Source organism: Agaribacter marinus (genome assembly GCF_030160655.1).
Lineage (GTDB): Bacteria > Pseudomonadota > Gammaproteobacteria > Enterobacterales > Alteromonadaceae > Glaciecola > Glaciecola marina.
The window spans coordinates 622,634-634,368 of sequence record NZ_BSOT01000006.1 but is presented as its reverse complement, the minus strand read 5'-3'; the positions used below and the strand labels follow the sequence as shown (position 1 = coordinate 634,368).

Here is an 11,735-nt window from a genome sequence, read left to right as displayed (position 1 = left end):
AATGAAGTTAATCAACGCGCTCTCTACAATATATCAATCGCGATATGTTGTGGCTTTCACTTTTGTGACGACGTTTACCACCGTTAGCTTTTGTGCAACTGCCAACACCAACGACGATTGGGACAACTATTACGACATCCAAAGTATCGAGATTCCAAAAGAAATTAACGCACAAATTGGCGGCTTAACCGCGCTTAGAAATGGCAAACTTGCGGCTGCATTTCATCGTGGCGAAGTATTGATATATGACCAAAAAACAAGAGAATGGCAACATTTTGCACATGGACTACATGAGCCACTTGGTTTATTCGAATTAGCAGATGGCTCCTTGGTTACCACACAGATGGCAGAATTAACCAGACTGGTTGACGAAGACAACGATGGTAAAGCAGATTTTTATCAAAATATATCTGATGATTTTGGGCTATCCGGGAACTATCACGAATTTGCCTTTGGCCCTGCTGTTGACAGTAAAGGTAATTATTACATTAGTCTCAATGTTGCCTCTAACTACGCCGGTGTATTTGAAAACGTGAGAGGAACATTTAGTCCGTTAGGCCCCTCTCGTGAGGTAATGACAAATTGGCGGAATGATGAATGGAAAACAAACCTTCGCCACACCGCAGGACGTATGTTTTCTAGAGTGGCTTACCGAGGATGGGTACTTAAAATTACACCTGATGGAAAAACACTGCCTTACGCCTCAGGATTTCGCTCCCCTAATGGGCTTTACATTGATAACAATGACGAGCTATGGGTAACCGATAATCAAGGCGACTGGTTAGCCACTAGTCCACTGTATCATGTGGAAGAAGGAAAGTTTTATGGCCATCCCGCGTCGTTGGTTTGGAAGGAAGGATGGGATAAAGACCCTGTAAAAATGACAGCGAAGGAACTAAATGCCTTACGCACGCCACCCGCCGCACTTTTTCCTCATGCTGAATTGGCAAACTCACCAACACAACCAATAGCGCCACCAAAACTTAAACAATTTGGTTTGCCTGCTGATGAAATGTTAATTGGCGATATGAATCAACAACGTTTAATTCGTTTTTTACCAGATGAAGTCAATGGTGTAATGCAAGGTGCGTCGATTCCCTTTTTGGAAACTAACAAACTGGGCATTGGCAACAACCGTTTTTCATTCGATACAGATGGCAAACTTTGGATAGGAAAAACGCATCTAGGTTGGGCAGGTGACGAAGGTATCAAGTCTGTTCAATGGAACAAAAAGGACTTTTTGTTTGTTGAAGATGTAATCCTAAGTGAAGACGGCTTTGAACTCAGCTTTTCTATGCCCTTAAATGATATGCCAGATATCAGTTTTGAATCTCATACATATCATTATCATGCAGATTATGGTTCGCCCAAAGTAGATCATGACAAAAATATAAAAGTATTAACAACACTATCAAAAGATAAGAAAACGATAATCGCCAAATATCCCGTACTACAATCCGGTTATATTTACACCATGTCGTTAAACAATGCGCGCTCCTCTTCGCAACAGCGATTACTCGGCGATATCGTTAGATATACAGTGAACGAAATTCCTGTAAATTACTAAGAGGTGTTGCACTAACACTGATTAGAAGCCTCATAATAAAAAGGCAGTTATCTTTTCGATAACTGCCTTTTTAGCTTTATATACAATTAATTTGGTGTACGAACAATTTCCCTACTCGCTTCAAACACTTGCAGGCTTAGACTAGTGACAAAGCCACCGCCATCTTCAAAGGTCAACTCAATTGAATTGCTTTCTTGAATAAGCGAATAAGGCACTGGCACCTCAATTACGCCAAAGAATTCGTCACGGGTATTTTGATCATAACCTCTAAAGTCCACCGGCACACTTACCTCAGTGCCATTCACCATAACTGTTGGCGTAAGCGAGGTATTGTGAGCGCGGCCCAAGCCCATACGCAGCATTGCTTCACCTGTCGCCGCCGTCGCTTGCACACCGTTAATCGTAAAATCGATACCAACATTTGCACTAATTGCTTGTTTATAAGTATCTGCAAAATGTTTGCTTTCTTTCAGACTTCCATCAACATTAATGTCATTCGCGAAGGTAATTTTTACAATTTTCGTGGCCTGATAATGCACATTAAATGCAGTTTCATTCAAGGCTATATCGCTTACCTCCTCAAATACAGACGCTAAGCTAGCGCTATCTTGGTAAACCTGTTTGGAAGAAATAGCAGTAATCTGATTGTCTCCCATACCCGCCATATTCAAGGTAAACACTTTGTCTTCAAACTCTAGGTTATTCATAATGACATACGCTGTGTTTCCTTCTACATAAGCATCCACCTGCATGTCTTGATCTGTTGCTTTGGTATCTACCCGTGTACCACCAACATCAGACCAAAGCTCGAAGAATTTGATGAAATCGGTATATACCCATTCATTACTTTCATCATCGACAACATTTAAGCCACCTTCGTCTTCATTACTTAAACGCAATAACCGAGGTCCATAGCGAGAGCCATCATCTCGAATGCCATTGTTGCCCACCCAGTTAGCTTTCAAAATCATGAATGGAATCGCTGATACGATTTGATCAGGTCTTTCCATAAACTGAATCATTTGAGATGAAAATGACCTTACACCAAACCAATCACGTTCTCGTGAATAAGGTCCTGCGTTTGTAATAGGGCGATCAAAATGCCCAAACTCTGAAATCACGAAAGGCTTTACTTCGCCCGTGGACAGCTTACCGTAATGTTCAATCATATCGAGTATCGCTTCTGCGTTGGAACCCGACCGATAAGTCGGCTGACCGTTGTTACCGCCGTCATAAATATGGACAGAATAGAAGTCCATATCTGCGCCTGCTTCGTCGATAAATAAGCGCCAGTTATTTTCCCATTGATTGAAGTTGCCAGCCTCAAACTGTGGGAACGCCGCAGTGTAACCGCCAACCAATACATCAGGATGGTCTTCATGAATCTTTTGAGCCACTACAGAGTGAAACTCTGAAATTTGCTGGCGAGTAGCCTGTACGTCATCCGCATGCACAAATGGTTCGTTTAGCACTTCAATGATAGTGGGTTTCATTTCACCTGTTGTACCACCAGTACCAAAATAATGCGTTAAAAATTCACTGTAAAATTTTGCACCCTCTTCAAAGCCTGCAAGCCATTGATTGCCGTCACAGTCTTGCCCACTGCAAGGCACTGGACCATATTCTGCCATTGGATACATAATTGGTTGGCCACCAAACATCATGTTGCTAGCACGTGCTTCATGTTTATGCCCGGCTGTATCTGCTGCATACCAACCTATCGCCTGATTCCCGTAGGTTACCATTTGGTCAGTATCTAAAAAGCCGTTAGTTGACGTCGCTTGTAAACGACTTAACTGCCATGGCATAGCGCCATTGTTCCGTCCTAAATACACATCGTAGTCTTCTAAAAACGAATCTCGTTGCTCATTGCTGTCCCATTCGTTGTCCGTAACCGCCGCATGAAGCACGATCCATTTGCTACGATCAAATGTTTCAACACCATTGACACTATGCGCCAAATCTAAATTCACATCTACTGTCGGAACTGCTGGTGGCGCAGTTTCTGTGGTTATCGTGAATGTATCCGATACTCCCCCGATAGTAAGCACTACTTCAACACTGCTGTCATAATCTGCAGAAGACATCGCTCTAACAATGATTTCATCACCGTTATCAACGGTACCACTCTCCGATGTAAACGTTGCTCCACCGTCAGTTGAATATTCACCGCCGGTAACGCTAATAGCAGATGCCGCATTGATACCCGATACGGTTATTTGATTCGATGCCGTTTGTGAGGAAACATTAACATCATCAAGATCTGTAAACGTAAATGCCGAAGGCGTTGTGTCACTTGTAACGGGCGGCGGAGTTACTGGGGGTGTCGGCGTAGGTGCAGAATCACTTCCGCCGCCGCCGCAACTTGCTAATATAAGTGATAAAGCGATAAAGGAAAGCTTATGTTTTACCATTTGTCGTGATGTCCTAATAAAATGTATAAAGCGGCAAGGAACGTGTCTGAACTAGCAGAAGGCTAAAAATCTGTTTATTGTTGACACACTTATTGTTGACATACTGGTTGTCAACAATCGCAGGTTAATTGGATGTTTCCAATTTGTAAAGAAAACACCCATGAGAAAATGTATATATGCAAAATGATTTTTATATATGAGTAAAAAATACATTATTCAAAGCTAACTATGTGTAAATTTTTTCTTATACTGTATAACAGACGTATGTGATGCCTCGCTGAATTAATTTCATCAGGAACACATAGATCAATATTCTTAAGACGTATTGAAAATACAATAAATACGTACATTGGGCGGTGTAAGCATGCCTGTACTTTATATGTACACTACTTGACTGACGAGTTGTCGGCTAGTTGATTCCATATCTGCTTTTCATCGACTAAATAAATTCTCTTTCTATGCAACAAATTAAGCGCCGAGTAAGAGGTATTCGTCAAGTATTAAGTGCAAGGCTATTCTTTTTGTAATTCCCATGTAAACTGCGTGGGCAAATTGACCTTATTGTAAATTTAACGTAAGTTTAATTGTAAATTTTTGTAACAGTTATAATTCAATTAGAAAAATAGATACCGATTACTCTCACCTACGTCGATCATCTATAAATAAAGGGATTCATTAGTAATGAATATCGTAGAAATATCACTATTTTCAATCGCCGTCATTGGTGTTATCGGGCTAGGTATATGGAAGAGTCGACAAGGCGCTGAAGAAACCGGAAGTGCAGCAAGCAGTTACTTTCTTGCTGGGCGCGGTTTGTCTTGGTATCTCGTAGGTTTTTCGCTTATTGCAGCAAACATTTCGACTGAACAATTTGTCGGCATGTCTGGAAAGGCGGCAGACTGGCTAGGAATGGCGATTGCGTCCTATGAATGGATGGCCGCAATTACCTTAATTTTTGTCGCCTTTGTGTTGTTACCCAAATTTTTGAAAGTCGGCATATATACGGCACCTGAATTTTTGGAATACCGCTATGGTGGCTTTGCTCGCACTGTAATGGCGCTCGCCACCTTGCTCATTTTAGTCGGTGTACCTACTGCTTCCGTTATTTATTCAGGCGCTAAAGTTATATCGGGCTACTATCCGGATGTATTTCTGCTAGGCAATTTGACCGCCGCATGTTGGTTAATTGCTTTCTTAGCTGCTGGCTATGTGTTTGTAGGTGGCTTAAAAGCCTGTGCTTGGACAGATCTTGTTTGGGGCGCAGCACTTATTATAGCGGGCGCTGTCGTGGCTTATCTTGCCTTTCAAGCGCTTGGCGGTGCAGATCCTGCTACACTCGTAAAAACAGCGACCTTAAAAGACGTAACAACCGAACAATTAGCAGATGCCGGCGCTTGGGAACGATTCCAGTTACTCAATGGCGGGACTGCCGCTGAAGGCGGTAAGCTGCATATGGTTCGTCCACTGACGGATGCCGAAATTCCTTGGTCTGCACTTATCGTCGGTTTATGGATCCCTAACCTGTTTTACTGGGGCTTTAACCAATACATCATTCAACGTACATTGGGCTCTAAATCCTTAGCTGAGGGTCAGATGGGTATTGTCTTTGCCGCTTTCCTTAAGCTACTTATTCCATTTGTAGTCGTTATTCCAGGTATTCTTGCCTTTAACCTTTACTACGAGCAAATGGCGTTATCTTCAGGCAACGGATATGATTTTGATGGTGCATTCCCTGTATTGCTCCGAAACTTGATTAAACCCTATCCTTGGATTAGTTGGTTTGTGCTCGCGGCGATTTTTGGTGCTATCGTAAGTTCATTAGCGTCAATGCTTAACTCGGCTTCTACCATCGCAACAATGGATGTAGTAAGAAAAATTAAATCTGACATCCCTGATGAAAAGCTGCCAGTATGGGGCCGAGGCTTCGTAATCATCTTTGTTATTATTTCTGCGTCGATTGCACCTACACTTGCTCACCCAAGCTTTGGCGGCATATTTACCTTCATCCAAGAATTCCAAGGGTTTATTAGCTCAGGCATCATCGCAATATTCTTATTTGGCATGTTAGTACCTCGCGCGCCTAAATTCCTTGGTTGGAGTGGTATCGTGTTGAATGCCGTATTATACGGATTACTCAAGTGGTATCTTGGTGACGTGATTGTAGATGCCGGCTTATGGTTTGCAGATAGTATATCTTTCCTCGATAGAATGGCAATTTGCTTAGTTGTTGTTTGTGCGTACTGTGCAGTAATGACCGCATGGAAACCAATGGAAAAACCGGTTGTATTACCTGAAAATACAGATATTGATTTAACGCCTTCTCCAAAAGCAAAAATGCTTGGTATGGGTGTCGTTGTATTAACCATTATTTTGTATATTACTTTCTGGTAATCACACCATGTAAATATCGAGAGAACAAAAAAACCAGCGACATCGCTGGTTTTTTAATGCTCGCAATTTGCGTTCGATAGAGGATTAGTTACTATTCAATATGCAGCTTCCGCTCCATCTAAATACTAATCCCCCTTAACTTCAATACTCACATGTTTCGTCGCACCGTCTTCCTGTGTCATTTGTACCTTATATGTACCGGCCTTTAAACCTCGAATAATCGCCAATGCTCTTCCTTCATGAGTAGTCACCGAGGTGCTTTGAAATGCTTGTACGTTGTTAACCCAACCATTGTCTACCCCCATTAGGTCTAAGCCTTCTGGCACTTGCCAACGAATATCTGACTCAGTATGCGTTACTGGCTTACCCTGCTTATCTGTCAATTGGATTTCTAAGTGAGACACAGATTTTTCATCAAGGCTCAATAAGGTTTTATCTGCTGTCACGACAAAGTCCGTTGGCGCTTCAGTCGTCTCAATGATGTCACTGGCACCACATGCACCCGTGGCTCTTATTTCTCCAGCGGCATAAGGCACAGACCATTTAAATATGCGATCGGCGTGATCCGCTAAGTTTTGTTTACCATAGGATTCTCCATTTACGAATAACTCTAATTCATCACAGTTACTATATGCCTCTACAACCGTATTTAGGCCCTCTGTATAATTCCAATGGCGCTCAACGTCATGCCAATACCAAACACGTTGTGCCCAACTGCCTTCTTCTTTTTCAACGACTTTTCCTGTGTTATCCAACGTATACACTGACTTTTCAATGTCTTGCGTAGTCAAATAAACATGTGGTTCTGAATTCCACAAAGATTTAAACATATGGAATGACGGCTTTTTAAAACCAGCTAAATCAAGCATACCACTCGCTACGCCTTTGCGCGGCCAACCACCGTGAGCTTCGCCCATATAGTCAATGCCGGTCCACAAAAATGTACCTGCGACAAATTCACGTTCAATAACTGCCTTCCACTCATGCCACTGCACTACATTTTCAGTGCCCATGATCATTTTTTCTGGAAACAATTTTCGCCCATAGTCATAAATTACACGTCGATAACTATAACCAACAATATCCAGGGCGTCGGTGTAGCCAGAAATATGACTCACCGATGGCAAGATCATATTAGCAATGACCGGCCGTGTCGTATCTAGTGCTTTTACCCATTCAGAGAGCTTTTTAGCTGTTTTAGCGAGTACATATTCGCCTTCTTCGCTCGTATCAAAGCGATGCTTAATCTCTTCTGGTGTAATGTAAGGTGGGTTAAAAAAGTAATTGCCGTTGGCTTCCATTTCAAAATAGCCAGTTGCTGCAGCATATCTTGGATACGTCCATTCAATCTCATTCCCAATACTCCACATAATGAGCGATGGGTGATTTCGATCGCGCAAGACCGCTGCCTTTAAATCCTTGTGTGCATGCGTTTGAAACCAGTCAGCATAACCCCGGCTAATGTAGTCATCGTGTCTTTCTTGTTGGTTCAGACGTTTGTCTTTTGGGTAGTCCCATTCATCAAATATCTCAGCTTGGACCAACAATCCTAGCTCGTCACACAACGCCATTAACTCACGCGACGCAGGGTTATGCGCCATACGAATCGCATTAACGCCAGAAGCTTTAAGTGTTAATAGGCGACGACGCCATACATCTTCTGGTACAGCAGCACCAACTAACCCAGCATCGTGATGAATGTTCACACCTTTTATTAAGGTATGTTTTCCGTTCAAATAAAACCCGGTATCAGGTTTATATTCAATTGTTCTGAAACCTAAGGGGGTTTTAATCCGATCAACTACTTGACCATTCTGGATAAGTTCGGTTTCGGCAGAATATAAATAAGGCGATTCTGTATCCCACAATTCAGGCGATTTTACATCGAGTTTTTGCTCCACAATAAACTCTTCACCTGCGTTTACTGTAACAGTTCCACCGTCCACTAAAATCTTATTTCCTGCGGCATCATATATGCGCGTTCGGTAAAGGCTAGACTGCTGCGAAGACAAGGTATTTTTTATCGTAATAGCAATATTCACCCTGCCATTGTCTTGCGTAATTTCGGGGGTCGTTATATATGTTCCCCAAACAGGAATATGTAACTTAGGCTTTTGATAGAGCGTCACATTGCGATAAATCCCTGAACCAGGATACCAACGAGAATCAATATATCGTGAGCGGTCAACACGCACGGCTAATACGTTTTCTTCACCTTCTGGTTTCAGATGCTCACTCAGGTCTAGCGTAAACGGTGTGTAACCGTTCACTTCTCCACCAATTTTTTGACCATTGATATACACGGTTGAATGATTATAAATACCATCAAAATTAATGAACGTTAGGGTCTCTTTCTCTGTCGTTGGTGTAGAAAACGTCTTTCGATACCAACCCATTCCACCAGGTAAATAAGCTGTAGCACCGTCCCATTTTTCTTCAAACGGATGAGATACGGACCAATCATGAGGCAAACGAAGCGTTGTCCATTTGGTGTCGTCGAAAGAAGCTAATGCAAAGTTTTCATCATCTCCCTCAGTAAACAACCAGCCGTCATTAAAATTCTGAGGGCCTAACTTATTGGAAGATAAAGTTACTCCCTTAACAGCGTCACCATCTTTTTTTCCTTCAGGCGCGGGGGAACAGGCAATAAGTATGCTACTCAGTGTAAGTAGTAAAAGGAATTTATTCATAAACAACTAAAGCTTAACTATTGGATATATATGTTGCTAAAGTATGCAAGCTGTTAATTTATTGTCAACAACAAGCCAAACACTTTATATAAACTACAAATATGCCCTAACTTTACCGCAATGTAATTAGCGTCTATTCTTTAAGTCTCAGGTGGCGTTAGGAGTTGAGTTATCGCAATGTCCAGAAACATAGTGCCTATTTTTTCGGGCGGAGGTACGCGTTTACCTGCGCATATTGGAATCCTTCAAGCACTTCATGACTTAGATATATCATTCACTACTATTGTTGGCATATCTGGCGGTTCGATTGTTTCAGCACTTTATGCTAACGGTATGCCGCTGCAACAAATCCTTCAGCTCGCCACCATCACCAACTTTGGTCAGTTTAAAGAATTCTCGTTTTGGCGCTTACTCACAAAAGGAGGGTTTTCATCAGGTAACAAGTTTGAGGCGTGGATAGATAAACACTTAGAGCATAAAACCTTCGCCCAGCTAGACACCGCATTACATATAGTCGCCACGGATTTGAATGGTGGAGGACCCGTTATTTTTAACAAACAAAACTCACCAAACCTAAAAATATCGAAAGCCGTTAGATACTCTATGTCGATACCGTTAATTTTTAGTTCAAAGGTATATAAAGAGCATTTATTGGTTGATGGCGCTATTTTGTCAGAAGATGCGCTGTTTAATGATTGGCAAGGTGACGGCACGCCGAACGTTTGCTTTCGCCTATGCAGTGATCAAAAAACTTCACCATTAAATACTAATCGACGCTTTATTCTCCCGCAATATATTCAAATGCTTATTCGTACGTTTATGACAGCGCTTTCTCGTGAATATGTACACGCTAATTTTTGGCACAATACTATTGTAGTAAATACAGGGGCGACATCATCTGTAGACTTCGCAATGTCGCCGGGGCAGAAAGAGGCGCTTTATGATATTGGCTATGACACCGTGAAGAAGTTTTTACCCATCAAATTATCTCGGATACATCAACATAATACTAAATAAGCGAATAAATATAGGCGCAGCGCGGTCTATATTGTTGATTACTACATGCAAAGTATTTTTGGTACCGAGGAAGTTATATAAACAATGTCGAGCATTCAGTTATTTTTTGACACTGCCATTGGCACAAGTCAGTGGGTCGGTCGCAACATAATATTTGACGTACCTTGGTCTCAAAACTACTTTTGGGGCTTAACAATATTATCACTGATTGTGTGGGGACTAGAGTTACGCTTTCCGTGGCGAAAAAACCAATCGACGTTTAGACATGATTTTTGGCTTGACGCTTTTTACATGTATTTTAATTTTTTCATTTTCAGCATTGTTATTTCTGGTGTATATGCAGTCTTAGCCACTCATATGGAGAGCATAGGCATCGATATGGAATCACTTGCCCTTATCGATATGTCTAACTGGCCGGCAGCACTTCAATTGCTTGTGTTTTTTATCTTACTCGATTTTTTACAATGGCTAACCCACCTTACGTTGCACAGAGTAAATGTATTTTGGCGCTTTCACCAAGTACATCATTCAATTAAAGAAATGGGCTTTGCTGGACATCTTCGCTACCACTGGATGGAGAACGTCTTATATAAACCGCTAAAAACCTTCGGTATCATGCTCATTGGCGGCTTTGAACCCTCACAAGCATTTATTGTTCACTTTTTTACAATCACTATTGGTCATATTAACCATTCAAACCTTAAACTGAGCTATGGACCGCTTAAGTATGTTTTCAATAACCCAGTGATGCATCTCTACCACCATGCGCGTGACCTACCAAAAGGCATGGAGCACGGTATGAATTATGGTTTAACGCTAAGTTTATGGGATTACATATTCGGGACAGCCTATGTCCCAGAAGATAGTGGCGATATATTACTAGGCTACAAGGGTGACGAAAAAATGCCTAAACATTTTAGCAAGCAGATGTTGCATGGGTTTTCGAGGCAATCACGAGGCGAATAACAAACCTTATTGCGACACTAACGTCAAATATTATCTTCACATACATATTTCAGATACAAAAATGGCCGATATAATCGGCCATTTTAAAATTCTTTAATCACCAAAACTTAGTTTTGGCCTCTCCATAATTGAGAGCCACCAGTAACTTGTTTTTGCTTCTGAGTACTAACTTTTTTCATTTTATACGTCTCCGTCTAAGATTAATATTCTTGTTTTTTGCAACAACAAGCTAACCAACTGTTATTTAAGGGGTAAACAACAAACCCTTTTGAAGCTTTCGCTGAATGTGCACAACCAAATAGGAAGATAACCACTTAGTCAGTTATTCGCTTCAATACTAAGGTATAAAAAAAACTACCTATCGTCTAGTGTTTATTTTGATCCTATGAAAATAAATATAAAAAACCACGTTTAAAGATCTAAAAGAAATATAAAAGATTGTTTTTTAATCACTTGTAAGTGAAAACTATGAAATTGTCTGCTTTTATACGTAAATTTGTGTCAAATCATTGAAAAGATACTTCGATATTTTTGTTAAATATATGTACTTATCGGAAAGCCTTTTGGCGAGTATTTATTGCAATGAGGAACGAGAGGCTGGCGTAAGCAAACGCTGAAGGGACAGAAATTATGGTTAGACTGGACGCCTATATGTTACATGGTGCAAATCACACTAAAATTGACGCTTAT

At 41.2% G+C, this 11,735-nt stretch carries 6 protein-coding genes; 4 read left to right on the top strand and 2 right to left on the bottom strand.

The window, feature by feature from the left end:
* Nucleotide 1: 1 nt before the first annotated feature.
* Nucleotides 2–1,567: a PQQ-dependent sugar dehydrogenase family protein gene (locus QQK00_RS13545; protein ID WP_284218114.1), complete on the top strand. Its 1,566-nt coding sequence runs from the start codon at nt 2–4 to the stop codon at nt 1,565–1,567.
* A gap of 86 nt (nt 1,568–1,653) precedes the next feature.
* On the opposite strand, the gene QQK00_RS13540 is transcribed toward QQK00_RS13545, so the two are convergent.
* Nucleotides 1,654–3,981, bottom strand: coding sequence for a hypothetical protein (locus QQK00_RS13540; protein ID WP_284218113.1), 2,328 nt, complete (start codon nt 3,979–3,981; stop codon nt 1,654–1,656).
* Nucleotides 3,982–4,662: 681 nt separating this feature from the next.
* On the opposite strand from QQK00_RS13540, the gene QQK00_RS13535 reads away from it, so the two are divergent.
* Nucleotides 4,663–6,372 carry a sodium:solute symporter family transporter gene (locus tag QQK00_RS13535; RefSeq protein ID WP_284218112.1) on the top strand — a complete coding sequence of 570 codons (1,710 nt, stop codon included), beginning with the start codon at nt 4,663–4,665 and terminating at the stop codon, nt 6,370–6,372.
* A gap of 125 nt (nt 6,373–6,497) precedes the next feature.
* Here QQK00_RS13535 and QQK00_RS13530 read toward each other — a convergent pair whose 3' ends face one another.
* Complete coding sequence (locus tag QQK00_RS13530) at nt 6,498–9,062, bottom strand: glycoside hydrolase family 2 TIM barrel-domain containing protein (protein WP_284218111.1); 2,565 nt, start codon at nt 9,060–9,062, stop codon at nt 6,498–6,500.
* A gap of 177 nt (nt 9,063–9,239) precedes the next feature.
* On the opposite strand from QQK00_RS13530, the gene QQK00_RS13525 reads away from it, so the two are divergent.
* Together QQK00_RS13525 and QQK00_RS13520 are read left to right on the top strand one after the other, a co-directional pair.
* Nucleotides 9,240–10,079 (top strand): patatin-like phospholipase family protein, encoded by an 840-nt coding sequence (locus QQK00_RS13525; protein ID WP_284218110.1) that lies wholly within the window; start codon nt 9,240–9,242, stop codon nt 10,077–10,079.
* An 84-nt stretch (nt 10,080–10,163) separates the two neighbouring features.
* Nucleotides 10,164–11,045 carry a sterol desaturase family protein gene (locus tag QQK00_RS13520; protein ID WP_284218109.1) on the top strand — a complete coding sequence of 294 codons (882 nt, stop codon included), beginning with the start codon at nt 10,164–10,166 and terminating at the stop codon, nt 11,043–11,045.
* The last annotated feature ends 690 nt before the right edge of the window (nt 11,046–11,735 follow it).

What these genes read in the sequence shown, in the direction of transcription:
- QQK00_RS13520 (WP_284218109.1), top strand. Translation starts at nt 10,164, where the DNA reads ATGTCGAGCATTCAGTTATTTTTTGACACTGCCATTGGCACAAGTCAG.
- QQK00_RS13545 (WP_284218114.1), top strand. Translation starts at nt 2, where the DNA reads ATGAAGTTAATCAACGCGCTCTCTACAATATATCAATCGCGATATGTT.
- QQK00_RS13525 (WP_284218110.1), top strand. Translation starts at nt 9,240, where the DNA reads ATGTCCAGAAACATAGTGCCTATTTTTTCGGGCGGAGGTACGCGTTTA.
- QQK00_RS13530 (WP_284218111.1), bottom strand. Translation starts at nt 9,062, where the DNA reads ATGAATAAATTCCTTTTACTACTTACACTGAGTAGCATACTTATTGCC.
- QQK00_RS13540 (WP_284218113.1), bottom strand. Translation starts at nt 3,981, where the DNA reads ATGGTAAAACATAAGCTTTCCTTTATCGCTTTATCACTTATATTAGCA.
- QQK00_RS13535 (WP_284218112.1), top strand. Translation starts at nt 4,663, where the DNA reads ATGAATATCGTAGAAATATCACTATTTTCAATCGCCGTCATTGGTGTT.